Genomic DNA, 20,324 nt, shown 5'->3' with positions numbered 1-20,324 from the left:
CATGAATAGCTCCGGAAGCATCCGGTTTCACTATGTACTCAGGGCGGTTATTCTGCTCGCCTTCGCCCTCTATATCGGACATCTGGTCCAGCAGGACGCCCTCCATTATTATGTTGCTCCTAAGCTGGCCCGCTGGATCCGGTTATGCCCGGTTCCGCTCTCCCTGATGGCGCTCAGCCTCGGGCTCCAGGCTGTGCTTGGCCGAAGCTCCGCCCTCTGTGACTGCGAGCACCGCCTGCCCCGCTCACTCCTGGGCAGCTCCGCGCTGTACAGCCTGTTCCTGCTTCCGCTGCTGCTCGGCTTCCTGCTGCCCGACCGGGCACTCGGCAGTGCCGCAGCGGCCAAGAAGGGCCTTGCCCTGTCTTACACTGCCGTTGAGTCCGGCACCGGTGCTAGCTTCACAGCGGCCACCCCCTATGAGGCCGAATTTGCAGAGCTGGCAGGACAGCTCTACAGGCAGCCCGTCATCCCTGTATTCCCTGAGATTTTCTCAGAAACGCTGGGTGCCCTTAATCTGTACAAATCACAGTTCGAGGGTAAGGAAATCTCTGTATCAGGCTTCCTGTACCGTGAGCCGCAGGGGTCCGGTCGATCCGGCTACGCAGTCAGCCGCTTCCTGGTCCAATGCTGTACAGCAGATGCCACCCCCTTCGGCATTCTTCTTGCACCGGGTACACAAATAAGCCTGCCCGCCGATACCTGGATTGAGGTTCGGGGCAAGCTTCATGTGACGCTCCATGAGGGAGTGGAGACTCTGCAGATCGCTCCGCAGAGTATAATAGCAGTGGCAGCACCGTCCACACCTTATGTGTACACGAACGCCGATGCCGTAGCGGCATGGAAAGAGCTGCAGCCATGACTAGATGACCGCGTCCAGCGCATCGTCATCCTCCAGTGAAGACTCCGGATTCCTGATCTCCACCAGGAGACGGGCCGGAATGCAGATAATCTGCTGCTTCGGCCGGGAGATGAATCCCATGTCCAGCGCAATGGTCAGCGGAGCATCCGAATAGGTCATCTGAATACCATAATCGTATACCTTCAGCGTGTTATGACCATATCGGGTGCGGATATCAATAATCTGCTCTTCCTTGGTCAGCTGTACAGTCTTGTAAGCTTTGCCGTTCACAGTGATTACGGCCTCCAGCTCCCCTTGCTTATACGGATGATTGTGGTTAGAGAACCACTTGTAGCCGTAGATGGAACCGGCGGCCAGCAATACAATAAGAATCAGCAGGAAATCTCCGCGCTTCATCGTTTTCACTCTATTGAACCTTTCGCTTGTCATTATTTATTCGTAATATTTACGATTTATATAATAATAATGCAGACAAGGGAAAGCTGTCAACGTGAATAGCGCTTGCTTTGCTTGCCGGTTATCCGACTTTTCACATTACACAACTATCTGCGGATGCTGCCGGACCATTCCCTCAGCACTCTGTCCAGCTCATCTCCACGGATCGGCTTGGGAATAAAGTCCTGCATTCCTGCCCGGAGGCACATCTCTTTATCTTCCTTACGTGCAAAGGCAGTGGCGGCAATAATCACCGGGGACAGCCCCATCGCCTCGCGGATCTGCCGGGTGGCTTCAATCCCGTCCATGCCCGGCATCTGAATATCCATGAACACCAGATCATAATGCCGGGACCGTACAGCTTCTACCGCCTGCTCCCCGTTCACTGCCAGGTCAGAGGTGTAGCCGCGCTTTTTGAGAAAAGTCTGCAGGATCTGCTGATTCACCGGATGATCCTCCGCGATAAGAATGGACAACGGCCCGTATTGACCCTCGGGATAATCCAGATTGAAGATTCCGCCCTTATACTCCTGAGTGGCAGCAACTCCTGCCAGCTGCGCTTGGCCCGGCTCCTCCACCGAATACATCACGCCGATGGTGAAGTAGAACTCCGAGCCTTCCCCTTCGACGCTGTTCACACCGATCGCGCCATCCAGCAGCTCCACCAGCTTCTTGCTGATCGCCAGACCCAGTCCCGTCCCGCCGTACTTGCGGTTGATCGAAGGGTCCAGCTGGGAAAAGGACTGGAATAACAGGTTCTGGCTGCCCTGCGGAATGCCTATACCGGTATCGGTTACCGAGAACCTCAGAATCAGCGAGCCTGGCTCCCCGGCAGCCTCCAGCTTCACGCAGACGCTGACCTCGCCTTCTTCAGTGAACTTGACCGCATTGCCGACGAGGTTCACCAGCACCTGCCTCAGCCTGGTTTCGTCGGTGATGACAACAGCCGGAAGATCGGGCTCAATATGGCTGCGCAGAACCAGCCCTTTCTCCTGGATACGCGGATAGAATAGCTCACAGACGTTCTGAACGACCTGCCGGATATCGACCGGCTGCAGATCCAGCGTCATCATGCCGGATTCAATTTTGCTGAAATCCAGCACCTCGTTGAGAATATGTACCAGCGCGGCACCGCTTTTATTGATAATTTGGGTGTAATATTGCTGTTCCTCCGTAAGCTCTGTTCCCGACAGGAGATCGGCCATCCCGATAATTCCATTCATCGGCGTACGCAGCTCGTGGCTCATAATCGCCAGGAACTCCGACTTGGCCCGGTCAGCCTTCTCCGCAGATTCCTTGGCACGCTCCACAGCCTTCTCCTCGGTGATATCCCGGAAGACCACCACCGCCCCCTTATGCTCTCCGTTATCATATAATGCCGTCATCCGGTATTTGACCAGGAAGCTGGAGCCATCCTGACGCCAGAAGATCCCTTCCTGCTCCTGCTCATACGAGAGGTTGGTCTTCAGCAGCTCCGCCAGCGTCCGGTGTCCTCCGGGATACAGCTCGCCGTCCATCCAGGTCTGCGCTATCGTATGCAGCTTGATATTGCCGGCCAGCTCACCCGGGTTATATCCGAGCATGACCGACGCAGCGGGGTTGATAAATACAGTCTCCCCCTCCAGATTCATGCCAAAAATCCCCTCAGACACAGAGTTCAGGATCAGCGCATGCTCGTAACTAAGCTTCTCAATCTGCTCCAGATACCGCTTAGGCTCTGTAATATCACTGGTAATGGCGAATACGCCGACCACTTCAGAATCAATCAGCATAGGGACATAAATCACCCCTACCTCCACCCTCTCGCCGTCGTGACGGATCACCCGGGTATCGAAGGTCTGGGCCATGCCTCCGGCTGCCGCCAGAAACCGCATATTCACATGCTCCAGCTCATCCTCTTCAATAATCTCGCAGTAACTGGAATGCATCAGGGTCTCCCTGCTGTATCCTGTCAGCTGCTCCAGACTGGCATTCATCGACTGTATGTACCCCTGCAGATCCATGGCACTGATGGCAGACGGGTTATATTCGAAAAGCGACTTATACCGGTTCTCGCTCTCTCGCAGCTGCTCCTCCATCCGCTGGCGCTCGGTCACATCCTGCACCATACCGCGGATCTGCTGAACCTTACCAGAGGCATCCAGGATCACCTCCCAGTGCGCATAGAGAGACTTACGTTCCTCGCTGCCCTTCACTCTGAAAATCGCCTCGCCCTTAGCCCCGGACTTCAGCGTATAATGCAGCTCTTCACGCAATCTGTCCAGGTCCTCCGGCACTACACAGTCAAACAGCTGAGTATAATGAACCACGGTATGATTTCCGCAATTGCCGCCTAATTCAAAGATAGCCATCAGCTGGCTGGAGACGATCAGCTGCTCATATACAGAATTCCACTCCCAGGAGCCCATTTGTCCTAACTCCTGCGCAGCAGCCAGCATATCTTCAACCTTCTTCCGCTCGGTGATGTCATGGGCAATCGTCAGGATCTGCCGCACTTCGCCTTCACGATTCCGTACCACCTGAAAGGAGCTCTGGGTCCAAAGGTAATGGCCGTCCTTATGCCTGACCCTGCGTGTAAAGGTGTCACTGTCAGAGTAGAGCTTGCCCGGCTCGGTCATTTCCAGCGCATCCGCTTCATGGTAATAATCCGTTTTGTTGCGGCCAATCATGTCTCTTGCCGGGTAGCCGAGCAGCGTTTCTACTGACGGGGAGACGTAGCGCAGCGTTCCATCGGGATCGGCGAATGAAATCATATCCGGGGTGTGCTCCGTAATCAGCTCGAAGAGCTGGTGATCCTCCTCTATCTTCTTCTCCGCCAGCTTGCGTGCGGTAATATCAGTCATCTCCGCAACCAGATGGGAGGGACGATCGGTCTGTTCATCAATGATCAGAAAAAGATGCAGGGCAACCCAGAGCATCTCGCCATTCTTATGTACGAACCGCTTGTCGGTATCTACAGCCATATCGGGGCTGCTTAGTAAATCCTTCATAATCTGCCCGTGATCCAGGGTAGACCCTTCATCCGGAAAAACGATATCCTGGTAACGCAGCTCCTTGAGTTCGGTCTCGGTGTATCCAAACATCCCGCAAAGCGCAGGGTTGGCCATGAGCATAGTACCATCCGTTATGGATACTGCCGCATATCCTATTGAGGACCGCAAGTACAAGTGCTTAAATAGAGTGTCGGACAAAGCTAGAGCCTCCTCTGAGAAAATGGGGGACATAATTTAGTAACATTATACCTTTTTTTCGGAATTTATGCTCCAGACCTAAAGTCCCGCTAATGAGGATACACAGGGTAAGCTTGCCGCTGGAAACGGTGCATATCCACATACAAAAAAACCGCCCTGGTCACTTTCATGACATCAAGGCGGTGGTTATAGGTTAGTCCAGTCTCCTGAATTCGTTACTTGGCCCTTCTGGGAATTCTCACCGTCACGGTCGTACCCTGGCCGATTTCGCTGTGGATCATGATCCCGTACGCCTCGCCAAAATAAATCCGGATTCTCTCCTGGGCGTTGAACAGTCCATACGATTTGGATTGCCTGCTTAATACCGTATCCATTGTCTCCTGAGTCATTCCCGGACCGTTGTCTTCAATGCCGAACACAATTGTATCTTCTTCGAAGCAAGCCCGCAGGCTGATTCTGCCTCGCCCCTCCCGCTTGTTGTCCACGCCGTGCTCAATCGCATTCTCTACAATAGGCTGCATAATCAGCTTGATCATATGGTAGCCCAGCACCTCCGGGTCCACCTCGTAGACTACATCGAAGCTGTGGTCATGCATAATCAGCTGCAGATCAATATAAGATTTCGTATTCTCCAGTTCATCATGAACGCTGATGACATCCTGCCCCCTGTTCAGGGTCGTCCGGTAAAATTTGGAGAGGGTTGTGGTGATTTTACTGATGTCATACGCTTTAATGCTTATAGCCTTCCAGTTGATCAGCGACAGGGAGTTATAGAGGAAATGCGGATTGATCTGGGCCTGAAGCGCTTTCAGCTCCGCGTCCTTCTGCACAACCTTGCTGCGGTAGACTTCATTGAACAGCTCATTCAGACTTTGCAGCATATCCTTGAACCGCGAGGTCAGCTCGCCGATCTCGTCATTGGAATCGACCACAATATCCACATGCAGGTCCCCGCGAGTCACCCTTTTCATCGTGCGGTTCAGACGGTAGATCCTTCTCACGAATGCATTCGACAACAGCCAGACCGCAGGCACCAGAATCAGCAGGCAAATCCCGACCGTGAGCATGGTGGCGCGGAGAATCGTCTTGGCATCGACACCGATCGAGTTCTTGGGCATATAAAAGACAAGCTTCCAGCCCGTCACGCCCAGCGTCTGGGAGATCACGATGAAATCGCTTGCACGATCTTCCGCCGCCTTAGCCGATTCAAAGGACGGCAGCCCGTTGTGATAGTCATACACAGGCTCCCCCGCTCCATTCTCGACCAGGACGCCATACTCACCGGAGACCACATTGGTCAGACCCGCAAACATATCCTTGCTGTCAAAGCCTAAGTAGATCAGGTTATCATATTGCGTTCCCGAGCCGCCCACCATTCTCCGCACCGCGGACAAGGCCGTGCCCTCCTTGATCCAATGCGTCTGGCCGCTGGCCATCGCCGCTTCATACCATGGCTTCCCGGATACGGTGCTAATCGGCAGAATCGTATTTTTCCGTTCCGTGATGTTGTTCCCTGTATACACCGTCAGCTGGCGGATCTCTTCGTTCAGGAACAGAAGCGTATTGAACAGCGGCTCCACGATAGTGTTCAGATCATTGTACATATAATAATAATTGTCCGAGTAATCATTGTTGAAGACGGACACTACACTGGAGTTGAAGGTGAACGAGTCCAGCGCGGCATTGAGCTTGCCGAACTTATAATCCAGATTGGCGGCGATCTCCGACACATTGTCAGTTAAGGTCAGCCGGGCCTGCTGAACGAGCAGATTCCTGGATTGATCATACGAATACCAGCCAAGCACACTGAGCGGAATAATGATAACGAGTAAATAAGAGACAAACAGCTTATGCTTAATTCTTAAATTCCTGATGAAACGGCCTGGGCGCTCCAGATCTACCCCTCCTGTCTTAAGCCTCTTGTCCTTATAACGTAGCATTGCCCCCGGCAAATAACAATCTGTAAAAGCGGCGGCCCGCCGCATGAGCCCTGCCCCGAAACAACAAAGGGGTGTCCCCAGCCGTTTCCGGCTTACGGGACACCCGCTTACATGCAGTGTACGCTTACTCTTTGACGGCACCGAGCACGATTCCACTGACGAAATACCGCTGCAGAAACGGATAGATCAGCATGATTGGAATCATCGAGACCATCACCTTGGCCGCATTGAGCAGTTGGCTCGACATATTCGACAGACGCTTGATCTCTTCCGGATCGGTGGTGTTCATGATCGAATTCACGCTGATAATCAATTGCTGGATATACGTTTGCAGCGGCCAGTTCTCCTTGTGGTTCATCAGGATCATCCCGTCAAAAAACGCATTCCAGTGGCCGACGACCGAGAACAGGGTGACTGTCGCCAGTGAGGGCAGGGAGATGGGGATATAAATCGTCACCAGCGTTCTCCACGCCCCCGCCCCATCCATCCCGGCAGCCTCCTCCAGCTCCTTCGGAACACCTTTGAAGAAGTTCATGAGCAGAATTACATTAAATACCGGAACGGCAGTAGGCAGCACAAGCGCCCAGATGGAATCGAGCAGCCCGTACGTATTGATCGTCATATACCACGGGATCAGCCCGCCGTTGAACAGCATACAGAAGATAACGAACCACATATAGATATTTCTGCCCGGAAAATGTTTGTTCGATTTCGATAAAGGATAGGCCATCAGCACCGTAACCAGCAGGTTGATGGCTCCTCCGAGCAGCACTCTTTTCACAGATACGCCAAAGGAAGTAAAGAAGCTCCGGTCACTGATGACCGACTTATAGGCCTCCAGATTGAAATCAACCGGCCAGAAGAAGACCTGACCCGACATGGCCGCCACCTTGCCGCTGAACGAAATAGCCAAGGTATTCAGTACAGGGGCCAAGGAGAGAAAAGCAATCACGGTTAGAATACAATAAATCACAATATCAACAGTCCGGCTGGTTCCACGGATCACAGCAAATCACCTCTGTCAGAAAATACGGTAGTTGGCAAACCGGGCAGCCAGACCATAGGAAGCGGCAATCAGCACAAAGCTTACGACCGATTTGAGCAGGCCTACCGCTGTTGCCAGTCCATACTGGATTTCAAGCAATCCTGAACGGTATACATAAGTATCAATGATATCCCCCGACTCATAGACAATCGGATTATACAGGTTGAGAATCTGCTCGAAGCCCGCATTCAGCACATTGCCGAGGCTTAAGGTCGCCAGCAGAATCACCGTGGTCATCAGACCCGGAATCGTAATATTGGTTAACCGCTGGAACCGGTTCGCTCCGTCAATGGCGGCTGCTTCATACAGATTGGTGTTGATGGAAGTCAGGGCAGCGATGTAGATGATCGTATTGAAGCCGAATTCCTTCCACACATCGCTGGACACAATCACGAAGCGGAACCAGTGGTTGCTCTGAAGGAACATAATCGGATCGCCGCCGAACCACTGGATCATCTGATTGATAATGCCGTCCAGACTGAGCAGGTTAATCAGCACCCCTGAGAGAATGACCCAGGACATGAAATGGGGCAGGTACACAATCGTTTGGATGGTACGCTTGAATTTAATATTCGCTACTTCATGGAACAGCAGTGCAAATACAAAGGGAACGGTCAATCCGGCAATGATTTTCATAAGTGCAATGCTCAGGGTGTTTCCGAGAATCAGCCTGCTGTCCGGCAGGCTGAACATATACTCAAAATTCTCCCAGCCCACCCATTCCGAGTGGAAGATGCCCAGCGTAGGCTGAAAGTCCTGAAAGGCAATCACGATTCCGAACATCGGAACTACACTGAATGCTATGAGCAGCAATATGCCGGGGAGCAGCATCAGGTGGTAATTCCAGATAGAAGCTCTGCTTCTCATGGTGACTCAACTGCCTCGGCCACCTCTTTGGTGATTTCTTCCCCTCCGATGCTCTTCCAGGTCTCCACGAACTTGTCGAATTCTTCAAGGGGAGAAGTGCCGGTAATGATTTTCAAAAAGGTCTCGTTTTCGAGTTTTTCCAGATTGGCTCCCTTTTTAAGCATCGCTTCCGTCTTGCCGTAGAACACAGGCTCCACCTTCACAATTTCTTTCGCTCCGGTGATGGAGGCGGCAGTATAGAAGGCTAGTGAATCGGCATAAGCGGGAATATCCTGTTTCGGATTCTCATTATTCTTCAAGACCGCCTTGACTCTTGGCAGGATGCGGGCCGGCAGACCGTCCAGCTTCTTATCCTTAATCACCTTCTCATAGATTGGAACATCGCGTGCCAGGGAATCCTGATAATCCAGCTGCACATTAATCGGATAATTGAGCCAGCCTACACCCAGATCCTTATACAGCTCCTGCGATGCCGGATCAATCAGGCGGATGCCTTCATACTCCACGCTGAGCATTTTCAAGGCAGCTTCGGGGTGCTCCGCCTTCTTGTTCACCACCATGAAGGTTCCTGACGGAGTGGATGGTACGATATTCCGTTTGCCGTCTCCATCCAGCGGCACAGCCAGCGGCACCCAATCCGCTTCCGGGTTGGCCTTCACCGCATCAGACAACGCCCAGCCTCCGAACCAGGGGGCGAACAGGATACCAGCCCGGCCGCCTGACACCAGCCCGGCATTATCCTCATACTTCCGGGTCAAGAACTCTTTGTCAATCAACCCGTCCGCATACATCTCTCTCAGCTCAGAGAGCGCCTGCTTGGTCTCTGGAGTCGTGGAGCCGTAGATGATGTTTCCTCCCTCATCCTTGAACCAATTCTTCGGATAGGCATGATTGGCATTGAAGATCGGATCGAAGGTGAAGAAGCCGCCGTCTGCAACCACACTTTTATCGCCAAGCAGACCAACGGTATCCGCTTTCCCGTTACCGTCAGGGTCCTGCTCCTTGAACGCCTTAATCACAGTCTTAACTTCATCCATGGTACGGGGCGTCTCAAGCTTCAGCTTGTTCAGCCAGTCCTGGCGTATCCACAGGAGCTGATAATTGCCGTCGATGTTGGTATTGGGCAGCGCCATCAGCTTGCCGTCGATTCTTCCGGTGTTCAGCACCCGGTCTCCTGTGTAAGAATTGTAATAATCTTTAATCAACGGCGAGGCATATTGATCGTATAACTCGGTCAGATCGGCCAGCATACCCGCTTTGGCCATTCTCTTAAACTGCTGTTCATCCACCACCAGAATGTCCGGCAGGGAATTGCTCGAGATCGCCAGGGTAACCTTCTGGTTATACGCATCCTGGTCTTCTACCGAGAAATCGTATTTCACCTTTACATTCAGGCGGTCCTCGACATATTTCAGATACTTGTTATTCTCCAGCGTATCTCCTGCCGGCAGGTTATTCCCCGATACGCCCTGTCTCCCCAGAGACACGGTAACGGGTTCTTCATATTTGCTGAAGGGTCCATCGTCCTCCTTGGCGGTGGCGGATGGTTCATTGCCTCCGGCATTCGTGGACTCACTGCCGGCGGGCGCAGCAACCTTCTCCTCCTTTGGACTGCTGCCGCAGGCCGCCAGCACTCCCAGCACCATTACCATGGACAGCAGCAAGGCCATAACACGAATTTTCTTCAATCTCATAGATGCCCCTCCCAAACTTTGTTATAAAACGCTTTCATGCTTACAGTTAAATTGTAAATTAGCCTGGAAGGGAGCGAAATCCCAAATTCTTTGGATACGCGTCAATTAATTTGGAAGTAAAAAGCACCCGCAGGTGCTCTCCAATAATTCGTACTATTATTCGTCCAGTATTTCACGATATTTCTGCGGACTGATGCCGTAATATTTTTTAAAGGTCTGGCAGAAGTAGGAGGAGCTCCAGTAGCCGGCATGTTCAGCGATATCGACGATTTTCATATTGGTGCTGTCCAGTAGATGCCGTGCCCGTTCCAGACGCTGCTGAGTGATGAATTTGATCAGGCTCTGCCCGGTTTCTTTCTTGAATAAATGGCTCAGGTAGCTGGGATTAAGCGATACGCGCCCGGCGATGACCTCCAGACTGATATCTTCCCTGAAATCCTTTTCCACAATCCGGATGACCTGCTGGACAATATGGCGTTTGCTCTCATCGGGAGGGCCGTTGTCCGGTTCTATTTCCGATAGCGCCTGAAGCAGCACTTGCTTCACCCCGAGAATCGAATCGCTTTTGAAGATACGCTCTACCGTTTGCTGGAAATCCGCCTTCTGCCTGCGGGCTGATTGTTCAAACGCATTCCGCACCAGGTCCGAACAGAGATACTTAACATAGATTGCAGAAGATCCGCCGTTCCGGCTCAAGTGGCTGAACAGAAGCTCAATGCTTTTGGCTGCGCCTGCATATTCCCCATGGTTAATGAATTGGTTGATATCCGCCATCAGCGTCTCGGTGCTGACAAGCTCCGGGACACGGCCCGCCAGATCATCTCCGGCAAACAGTACCACCGTATCTTCAAAAAAGAATTTGTAGTCCAGCGTCTGCTCCATCTGCTCATAACACGCCGAAACCTCCTGCCAATCGGAGATCACGGGGCTGTATACGATGCAGCAATACCGGTAAAAGCGTTCCGCGATCCGCTCCGCCAGCGCTTCACTCATCTCCCTGATCCTCTTCTGTCCGCCGCTGCCTGGGCAAGGGACCATAAGCACACTTTGATATTCATTCAGGTTCAGCAGCTCATATTCACCGGCTGTAAGCTGCTCTGCCGCTTGTTCAAATGCCTCGTAGCTGCGGTCAAAGAAACGCTCCTTGAAATCAATCAGCAGCAGAGCGGCCGGCTTCCCTCCGAACGGCAGAGCGGCATCATCCGCGATCACCTGAACCCCGTTCAGCACATCGGTCAGCCACTTCTCCCTTTCATACTCCAGGCCCTTTTGATACCCCTGCATAAGCTCGGCAGTGCGGCGCTGCTGGGTGGCCTTATCCGCGCATTTCTGTATCACGCCTGACATCACCCCGGCGAACTCCTCAATATCAATCGGCTTCAGCAGATAGCTGGAAGCATTGGTATAGAGCGCCCGGCGGGCATAGTCAAATTCCCCGTAAGCACTGTAGATAATAATTTCCAGGGAGGGCTGCGCCAGGCTTGCCTGCTCCGCCAGCTCCAGACCGCCCATGAAGGGCATTTTGATATCTGTGAGCAGGATGTCCACCGGGTTCAGACGAAGATACTCCAGCGCCTTCTCCCCGTTCTCCGCTTCGGCAACCCGCAGCTCGTAGTTCATGTCAGCGATCAGCCCCCGGATGCCGTCCCGTTCAATTTTCTCATCATCCACGATCAATATGGTAAACATAGAGTTCCCTCCTGATGTCTGATAGAATCATAAGCAAACGTTATCATTTCATTGAAGCCTACACCATGAGGAGGTCCCGCCATGCGCCTGGCGTACCGCAAAGCCAATGCACTTTTGAATCAGCATATCTCAAATATCAGTGACGGACAAACCTCATTTCATATTCATTACTGGGGCTTCATGCCGAATCATTATAATAATTCCCTGCACCGCCATTCTTTTTTTGAAGTCTGTTATGTCCAGCAAGGCACCGGCTCTTACCAGGATGACGATGCGCTCTTCCCCCTGGAGCCGGGAACCCTGTTCTGCTCACGTCCGGGCATCTGGCACCAGATCCGCAGTGAGCAGGGGCTGGTCCTGTTCTTCATTGCCTTTGAAATCGACGAAGCCTTAAGCTCTGCGGACGGCCGCAAGCCGTTTCAGGAACTCGCCGCCGGAGGGCAGGCCATAGCCCCGCATGAAGCTGCCGCACTCTCTGCCCGAATCTGGCGGACCCTCTTCAGCCTGGCCGAGAGCGAAGCGGGGGTGTCCAGGCTGCCGATGAATCATCTGGCGCTTGCTCTGCTGCATTCGTTCCCGCAGGCGTTCTCCCCCGAACCCCATCTGCAGGCCGGGGCAATGAAGGAGGACAGCGGGGAACACCGCCATTTGGAACGGGCCAAGCGCTATATCCGCGACAATCTGTCCTCCCCGCTGCACATGGCCCAAGTGGCCCTGGAACTGGATATCTCTCCACGCCATCTGTCGAGGATCTTCCAGGCATGCCTGGGCCAGACTTTCGTCCATTATATTCAGGAACGAAGAATCCAACAAGCCAAGGATTTGCTGCTGCACACCGACTACCCTATCAAAGATATCGCCGAGCGCTGCGGCTTCGAGTCTGTGCACTATTTCACCCGCGTATTCACCAAGCAGCTTGGTGTCTCCCCCGCCCGGTTCCGCAGAGCGCAGTTTGCAGACGGAAGACAGAACCTGAGCTAATCAACGCCAAATGTCCGGATTGTACAAAAAATTAGACGCCGTATTCAAAGATAATTCCGCAAGGACTCCTTACAATGGTTGTAAACCCTTAGAAGGAGTGAGTTCCCCATGTTTGTTAAACGACCAGTCAACCTTGTACGCAGCCCCATTCCTGTTCCGCAGGACGACATCCCCTTGGCTGCTCCTCCCGCAGTGCTCCGGGAAGGCTATTCAGCGATTGCCGCTTCCCTGCTTCAGCTCGCCAGTGAGAAGGGAAGCGGCAATCTGTATGTTGCTTTTGACGGAACCCACGGCGCCCCGTTTCAAACCGTTCTGCAGCGGGCAGTGGATGCGCTTGAGCAAGCGGGTCATTCAGTGTCCCTCATCAGCTCGGGCAGCTATCTCAAGTCAGGCGAAGAGCTGCGGGAGTTTTTTGCCGCCAATATTACGGATAACCGCGCCTTCGGCTATTTCACTGACGGAAGTATAGAGGATTATTTCCGGGACGGGGCCAGGGAAGAAGCCGCCCGCAGGCTGGATGAGGCAGAGCCGGGTGCGGATTCGGCTGCATTCTGTATCGTTTTTGGCCCGGGGGCTTACTGGCTTGGAGAGGGGCGGTTCGATCTTTCCTTCTATCTGGATGTCTCGCGTGAATACCAGCAGGCCGGCCACCGGCAGGAGCTGCTGAGTTTCGGCCTTAACTGGAACCGGGATGCCGTGGAGAAATATAAAATCGCCCTGTTCGTGGAATGGCCTATTCTCGAAACCTACCGCAAACAAATCCTGGATCAAATGGATTACTATATCGACCTGAATCAGCCGAAGCAGCCAGTCATGACTGCCGTGCCGTCCCTGCGCCGGATGATCTCGGATATTGCCGGGTCACCGCTGCGGGTGAAGCCTTTTTATGCACCGGGGGTATGGGGCGGACAATTCCTCAAACAGCTGGCTGATCTGCCGGAGGATTGGGTGAACTGCGCCTGGAGCTTTGAGCCGATCGCCCCCGAGAATTCCATCCTTGTAGGGTATGAAGGCAAAGAGATGGAGATTCCGTTTCTGCTGGTCATGCAGCAGGAGCATCCAGCGATTCTGGGGGAACGTCTGACGGGCTTATTCGGAGATTATTTCCCGATCCGCTTCAACTATCTGGACACGATGGACGGAGACAATCTGTCCTGCCAGGTCCACCCCACCCAGGACTATATCCGCAGCCAATTCAATGAATTCATGGCCCAGCAGGAATCCTATTACATCATGGAGCAGCAGGGAGATTCCGCGGTCTATCTGGGACTGACTGAAGACTGCCTACCTGAGCAGTTCCGCCATGAAGTGCAGAAGGCTCAGGAGACAGGCATCCCGCTGCCGCTGACCGATTATGTCAACCGTTATGCGTCCCGGAAGGGCGAGCTGTTCCTGATCCCGCCCGGAACCGTTCATTCCGCAGGCAAAGACAATCTGGTGCTGGAGATCTCCTCTACCACCTGGTGGTTCACCTTCAAAATCTATGATTTCCTGCGCAAGGACCTGGACGGCAAACCCCGGCCGATCAATATCGACTTCGCCTTCGATAATATTGACTTCACGCAGAAGACCGCCCGGGTTGAAGATCAGCTCATGCCTTCGCCGGTGCTCCTGCAGCAGCAAGGAGAGAATGAAGAGTATGTACTGGGACAGCGCAGTGATCTGCTGTTCTATGTCCACCGTGTTCATCTGAAGGATACCTGGAAAGACGATACGCGCGGCGAAATGACCATGTATAACCTCGTTGAAGGAGAGGCAGTGCGGATTGTGTCTGCTGAGGACGAGGCGGTGTTTGTGGAGCTGCATTATGCGGAATCGTATATTCTCCCGGCTGTACTTGGGAAATACAACATTCTCAATACCGGTTCCGGCCCCTGCAAGCTGATCAAGGCCGGTGTCTCCGCAGCATGGGATGTGAGTCTCCTTGAGCCGTGATATCGTACTTGCGCTGGATGTGGGCGGAACCTTTATTAAGACCTGCGTGCTGGAGGACGGCCTTCCGCTGCAAGGCAGTGACATGGAATTCCCCGCCCTGGCTGACCGGGACCGGGAAACGATCCTTGACCATTTCATGTCTATCTTTCAGGCCCAGTACAACCTGTATCAGCATAGGTACCGGGACGCTGTAACGGACTGCCGCTATCATATCGGGATGGCTTTTCCCGGCCCGTTCGATTACAGGCAGGGCGTCTGTCTGATCCGGGGGCTTGGCAAATTCGAGGCGATCTACGGGCTGAATCTGGGCCAAGCCTTACGCGCACGCTGGCACGCTGGCAGCTCCCGGGAGGCCGGCACGCTGCCGGACATGGATATCCGCTTCGAGAATGACGCCCGCCTGTTTGCGCTGGGAGTCAGCGCCGAATTCCCGCGTAAGCGGTTCATGGCCTTGACGCTAGGAACCGGCCTCGGTTCCGCCTTCATCGACAACTCCCGGATCATGGAATCAGGGCCGGGCATCCCGCCGAACGGCTGGCTGTATGACCAGCCTTATCTTGACGGCAGGGCGGATGATTGGTTCTCCAGGAGAGGCATCCTGAAGCTGGCCCGTGAAGCGGGGATTGGGGAGGCTGGGCTTCCGGGAGCGAACATGGATGTGAAGGAGCTTGCCCATGAAGCCAGAGAGGGGAATGCTGCCGCGCGCGGGGTATTCGCCGAATTCGGAGCCCGGCTCGGGGAGCTGCTCCAGCCTTACGTGGACGGTTACCGGCCGGACTTCATCATGCTGGGCGGGCAAATCTCCCGAAGCCATGACCTATTCGAGCCTGCCTTGCTGAACCGCTTGCACAGGTCTTCCTCCCCCGCCTTGACGGTCCGCACGGCGGAGCATGTACTCGCGTATACCTTCCGGGGCATTGCCCGGATGTTCAGTGAGGGATAGGCGAGGGGTTCGTCATGTGCTTCGTCATGAGCTTCGAGGCGAGCTTCGCCGCAAGCTTGACCATGTGCTTTTGCCGTGTGCTTCGCGGCTAGCTTCGCCGTGCGCTTCGTCGTTGCAACCGTCCAGCTTAGGATCACAAGTGGAAAAACGTATCTTAAATTGACCATTCCTGAGGGATGGACGGAAGCAAGTAGATAAACTACATCTGCTATTGTGCGTTTTCGCTGCTTGGGGTGAAATCGGAGAATTTAAGTGCTGTTTATACAACTGTTGCCGCCGCAGGGTCCCATCGTCCATCAACAAGTGTACAAAATCCAACTATTTCCGGTATCGTGCCAGCGAGAAATAGTTGGATCATGGTGAGGGCGCTACCCTACGGAGATCCTTCCCTGAACTTGGCCGGAGTGACTCCATGGTAATTACGAAACGTCTGGATAAAATAGGTCGAGCTTCTGTAGCCCAGCTTCTTATAAATATCGACGATCTTCATATTCGTTGTACTCAGCAGCTCGACGGCTTTGTCCATTCTCACCTGCGTGATGTACCGGATGAGACTTTGACCCGTCTCCTTCTTGAACAAATAGCTTAGATAACTGGGGGTCAAATAGACCCTCTCCGCGATGCCTTCCAAAGAGAGATCCTGATCATATTCCTTGTCGATTACATCTGTAATGGTCCGGATCAGCTTGAGATTGGCGGCCTTCTTGGGGCTCGCTCCGCTGACGGTTTCCATGAGGGACAGGATCGCAAACATATGATCCTTCAGATCCTGAAGAGAAACGGTCTTATGAATTTGCTCCAGGTAATGATTCATCTCTGCAGTCTCACGGTTTTTCTCGCGCGTCACCACCTTTTTCATAATTTCCGAACAGATGAACTTGGTGTACAGGGACGAGAATTGCCCTTTGGTTCTCAGGTAGGTAAACAGCAGCTCTATACTGTATTTCGCACCGGTAAAATCGTTATACTCCAGACACTGGTAGACCTTATCCAGAATCGGATTCAATTCGATCTCGTCAAACCCCGCTTGCTCAAAGGGTTCATCGGCAAATAGAAGGGTATACTCATCCATGAAAAATTTGAATTCCAGCATCTGCTCCATCTCGGTATAGGCATCATACAACTGTTCCGGCTGATTCACCGCTCTGCCGATCACCAGACCCACATTCAGATCGAGGCTCCCGGCGGCGGCGCGGATGATCCCATCTCCAAGCATGCGCAGCGTCTCTTTGGGGATGGGTCGGGGGTGCTTGACGAACAGCATACTTTGATGCTCGCTCAAGTTCACATAATCGAAGGCGTAGCTGAGGTTATCGTGTAACAGCCTTATGAATTCATCATTGTGAATATCAAAAAACTTCCGGCGGCAATCCACCAGAATCATATGCAGCCAATGCTTGTGATGGACATATTCCAGCAGCTCCGGGGACATCCATGCCTCCGTATTTATTTTCACTCCGTTTAGAGAGTCCAGCAGCATTTTTTCCTTCTCATACAGAAGTCCCCGGTTATACCCCTCCACCAGTTGTTCATTCCGCAATTTCTCTGCCGCTTTGTCTTCACAGGCCTGAACCGCCTCGTTCACCACACTGAGAAACTCCGGGATATGAACCGGCTTGAGCAAATAATTGGATATATTGGTCCGCAAGGCTCTTCTTGCATATTCAAACTCATGGTAAGCGCTGAAGATGATCATTTCAATATCCAGGCCCAGGCTGCTGACCTTCTCAGACAATTCCAGTCCGTCCATAAAGGGCATCTTGATATCCGTAATCAGAATATCTATCTGTTGCTTCCCGAGGATCTCCAGCGCAATCTCGCCATTCTCCGCCAGGAACGTTTCCAGTCCCGGATGGTGTTCCTGTATCAATTGCTGAATGCCCTCTCTCTCTATGCGTTCGTCATCCACAATCAGAATACGGTACACAGCGCACGCCTCCCTTTTTTACACAAGGCTCATTTCTATATAGAGTGTAGTGTCAAAATTCTCCTCCGTCACTTTTTCCTGTCTTAAGATATGAACTTGAAGCTTCATCGTCACTGCGGTGAACATTTGGACTTCCGGCCGCTGTTGTCTGCAGATTTCTTGAATTTAATCCGCTGTTCGCGGTGGAAATCCGCAGACAAAGGCGGACGCTATCGCTCCTACAGTTCCAAAATTCCCCTCCGTCACTTTTCCCTGTCTGTATTTTTTCCAAATTCAATTTATATAGCTTGAAGCCTATAAATTAGACAAAAAAAGGGCTTCTCTATAAAAGATTCAGCCCTTCTTCTGCCCGCCGGAATTTATGTGGTTCTGAATGCAACTGTGCCTGCATTGGCACTGTGGCACAACTGAATAGCTTGTTCTGCCGTATCCGCTTCGCTTCCCCATTGAAGCATATACCGGAATTCGTAGAATCCCCCGAGGGTCGCCTTGAAGTTCGTCTCCCAGTAATTGGTCAGCACCCAGGCGTATAACGAGGTATGGCCGATCTCTTCCTGTTGGCCCTGCACGAGTCTTGGGCCGTATTCCAAAGGCCCGGTCTGCATCAGCGGCGTATCCGGGGCCGCAATGGACAGCCCGCCTTGAGGGGATATAACCGCAAGCCCTTCCTGAATACAATAGAAATCCGTACAGGTGCCCGGGATCTGATCTACTCCGGGCCTTAGGACAGCCCCGGCCTTCTCGAACCACAGCTCACTGCTGCCGCCTGCACTAAAGGGGAGGGCGACGTACACATTCTCCGGGTCCCACACACTATCCTTGTGGATGCGGACAGAGATATCAACTCTCTTCCGGTCCTTGAACACCTTCAGGAATAACGAATAGTGGCTCATCCCTTGAACCTGATATTTCAATTCAATGATGCCATACACCGGGCCATTCGTTATTTCCTTCACGCCTGAGAGGAGCCCCTCCGACCGCTGAACATTCATGCCTTTGCGGTTCCTGCCCATGATTCTACGCACGGTCATCTGGTCGTCACCGCCGCCGGGGGTCACTTCATACACCGGAGTGAAGGCTCCGTGAGCCTGACGGGGATCAATGAATTCCCGGCCGGTTTGCTTATCGATCCAGGAGACGATGCCTTCTCCGGCTCTCCACGCAATACGTACGTAAGGCGATTCAATATGATTCTCCGTGATGAACAGCCGGGGGGTCTCCTCCTGCACAGGAGGGAAGATATCCCGGATATCATGAATCCGGTCGGCTCCCCGCAAGCGGGTGCTGCTCGTCGTCACCGGGACGGTCTTCGAGGCTTCCCGGATACGGAACCGCTTCTCTTCCTTTGCGCCCAGCTTGACCATGACCGCAATCTGGTATCCTCTGCTTACCTTCTCCTGCTGATGGTGGACCACTTCTCCACTCTGCTCATCGACCACCTCGAGCCCCTGCCGGAAATAATCCGCTTCCCACTGCTCCTCGAGATAGAAATGAGCCAGATCCTCAACGGGGTAATCGAAGGAATTGATTACTTTATAGGTGAATGCCCGGTCAGCCCGCAGCAGCACATCGCCCCGCGCCTTCAGTACCGCATCCAGCGAGGCATGAACCAGTCTGCTGGCATTGGCGGCATACGCCTCTTTGCGGACGGCCAGCTCCTGCACCATGATGTGCCAGGGCTCCGAGATGGAGGAGTGATATCCCCAGGTATGCTCGGCATACATCATTAACTGCTGCTCTGCATGGGCAATATCGCTTGCCGCCGCCAGCTTGCGCTCCGGGTCCAGCCGCTTGACGACGTCCAGGGTCCGCTGGGCATTCCTGAAGATCTGGGTGTGCATCGCGGTTGATGCCACGCCATCGGACCACCAGTCCGGCCAGTCCCCGCTATAGACAGGAATCTCGGCCTCCTGCTGCCGCAACAGGTCGAAGTACCGGTTAAGCGTTGTCATTTCAAGCTCAACACGGTCCCCGTGCTTCTCATTCCATTCCTTGATGAAGGTTATGATTCCGGGGTTCGGCGCCGAGTTATCCCGCAGCAGCCCCATGACATTCACCAATACAAAATCGTAGGGATACTGCTCCTTCTCCAGCTGATCCAGATAGCGGGCAATCCGGGTCTCGGCCAGCTTCCAGTGATCTTTAGAGATCCCCCATACCGGGTCTTCGTCTTTGATGGTATAAGACAATGCCCCATCCGGATTGATCCCCAGATCATTCCCCATCATGTAATGCTCGCCGCTCCATACCAGCAGGCGGTTGCCTTTGGGTGTCTCCCAATAAAAGGGGAATTGCTTGCGCCCGATGGCAAACATCCCGTGATGCGTGTGGATACTGGACAGCAAATTCTCGACTCCTGCATCTGCCAGAGCCTGTGCATAACCCCAGCTGTATCCGTTAATATCCGCGGTCATGGCCGACTTCACCTGAAGCCCCAGCGGCCGGGCGAATTGCCCTGCCCGTGCAAGCATACTGCCCAGCAGCTCGAAATTAATCAGCTCCGTCATATTCAAGTAGGTGCCCGACAGCTCAATATCCCCGCGTCTGAGCGCGGCTGCAAATTGTTCCTTTTCCTGTTCCGTGGCTTCCTCCAGAAACTTCTCCACGGCCCAGAAGGTTTCGCAGGTCCATTTAAAGCCCGCCCATTCCTTACGGTCTTCCGTCTGAGCCGCCTCGCAGATCGCAATGGCCTGCCTGATAAAGTCCACGTGATATTGCTCGATCTTCTCTTGCCGCTCGGTGTAGCCAATATCCGTATGAGAATGATGAATCACATAAATCGTCCATTTCTTCTTGTTGTTCATGTTTGATTCTCCAA

13 protein-coding genes are annotated in these 20,324 nt (G+C 53.3%); 4 read left to right on the top strand and 9 right to left on the bottom strand.

Annotation, left to right across the window (positions count from 1 at the left end):
- Position 1: 1 nt before the first annotated feature.
- Positions 2-859: a TIGR03943 family protein gene (locus tag MKY12_RS09315; protein ID WP_339313561.1), complete on the top strand. Its 858-nt coding sequence runs from the start codon at positions 2-4 to the stop codon at positions 857-859.
- Here MKY12_RS09315 and MKY12_RS09310 read toward each other — a convergent pair whose 3' ends face one another.
- The 7 genes from MKY12_RS09310 to MKY12_RS09280 all read right to left on the bottom strand — a co-directional run bounded on the left by MKY12_RS09310 (position 860) and on the right by MKY12_RS09280 (position 11,720).
- Positions 860-1,255 (bottom strand): NusG domain II-containing protein, encoded by a 396-nt coding sequence (locus MKY12_RS09310; protein ID WP_339314833.1) that lies wholly within the window; start codon positions 1,253-1,255, stop codon positions 860-862.
- Between the two features lie 146 nt (positions 1,256-1,401).
- The gene (locus tag MKY12_RS09305; RefSeq protein WP_339313559.1) at positions 1,402-4,455 is read right to left on the bottom strand and encodes a PAS domain S-box protein; all 3,054 of its coding nucleotides are present in this window, start codon (positions 4,453-4,455) and stop codon (positions 1,402-1,404) included.
- 245 nt (positions 4,456-4,700) lie between these two features.
- Complete coding sequence (locus tag MKY12_RS09300) at positions 4,701-6,425, bottom strand: sensor histidine kinase (protein ID WP_339313557.1); 1,725 nt, start codon at positions 6,423-6,425, stop codon at positions 4,701-4,703.
- A 124-nt stretch (positions 6,426-6,549) separates the two neighbouring features.
- On the bottom strand, positions 6,550-7,431 hold the full coding sequence (locus MKY12_RS09295; protein ID WP_209874386.1) for a carbohydrate ABC transporter permease: 882 nt from the start codon (positions 7,429-7,431) through the stop codon (positions 6,550-6,552).
- A 15-nt stretch (positions 7,432-7,446) separates the two neighbouring features.
- Entirely contained in the window at positions 7,447-8,337 is an 891-nt protein-coding gene (locus tag MKY12_RS09290) for an ABC transporter permease subunit (protein WP_036725300.1), read from the bottom strand.
- On the bottom strand, positions 8,334-10,031 hold the full coding sequence (locus tag MKY12_RS09285) for an extracellular solute-binding protein (RefSeq protein ID WP_339313554.1): 1,698 nt from the start codon (positions 10,029-10,031) through the stop codon (positions 8,334-8,336). The genes MKY12_RS09290 and MKY12_RS09285 overlap by 4 nt, the downstream gene beginning before the upstream one ends.
- 156 nt (positions 10,032-10,187) lie before the next feature.
- On the bottom strand, positions 10,188-11,720 hold the full coding sequence (locus MKY12_RS09280) for a helix-turn-helix domain-containing protein (RefSeq protein WP_339313552.1): 1,533 nt from the start codon (positions 11,718-11,720) through the stop codon (positions 10,188-10,190).
- An 81-nt stretch (positions 11,721-11,801) separates the two neighbouring features.
- On the opposite strand from MKY12_RS09280, the gene MKY12_RS09275 reads away from it, so the two are divergent.
- The 3 genes from MKY12_RS09275 (at position 11,802) to MKY12_RS09265 (ending at position 15,579) form a co-directional block, all read left to right on the top strand.
- Positions 11,802-12,701, top strand: a complete 900-nt coding sequence (locus MKY12_RS09275; protein WP_339313550.1) for an AraC family transcriptional regulator — start codon at positions 11,802-11,804, stop codon at positions 12,699-12,701.
- Positions 12,702-12,809: 108 nt separating this feature from the next.
- Positions 12,810-14,636 carry a class I mannose-6-phosphate isomerase gene (locus MKY12_RS09270; RefSeq protein WP_339313548.1) on the top strand — a complete coding sequence of 609 codons (1,827 nt, stop codon included), beginning with the start codon at positions 12,810-12,812 and terminating at the stop codon, positions 14,634-14,636.
- Positions 14,626-15,579, top strand: a complete 954-nt coding sequence (locus tag MKY12_RS09265; protein WP_339255288.1) for an ROK family protein — start codon at positions 14,626-14,628, stop codon at positions 15,577-15,579. The genes MKY12_RS09270 and MKY12_RS09265 overlap by 11 nt, the downstream gene beginning before the upstream one ends.
- Before the next feature lie 373 nt (positions 15,580-15,952).
- Here the strand turns inward: MKY12_RS09265 and MKY12_RS09260 are convergent, their stop codons facing one another.
- Both MKY12_RS09260 and MKY12_RS09255 read right to left on the bottom strand, forming a co-directional pair.
- Complete coding sequence (locus tag MKY12_RS09260; RefSeq protein WP_339255287.1) at positions 15,953-17,506, bottom strand: response regulator; 1,554 nt, start codon at positions 17,504-17,506, stop codon at positions 15,953-15,955.
- A gap of 359 nt (positions 17,507-17,865) precedes the next feature.
- Positions 17,866-20,310 (bottom strand): glycoside hydrolase, encoded by a 2,445-nt coding sequence (locus MKY12_RS09255; RefSeq protein WP_339313546.1) that lies wholly within the window; start codon positions 20,308-20,310, stop codon positions 17,866-17,868.
- Positions 20,311-20,324: the final 14 nt, after the last annotated feature.

Origin of the sequence: Paenibacillus sp. FSL M7-0896, from assembly GCF_037975415.1 — a bacterium.
Lineage (GTDB): Bacteria > Bacillota > Bacilli > Paenibacillales > Paenibacillaceae > Paenibacillus_AQ > Paenibacillus_AQ silagei.
This window is presented reverse-complemented; position numbering and strand designations above follow the sequence as displayed.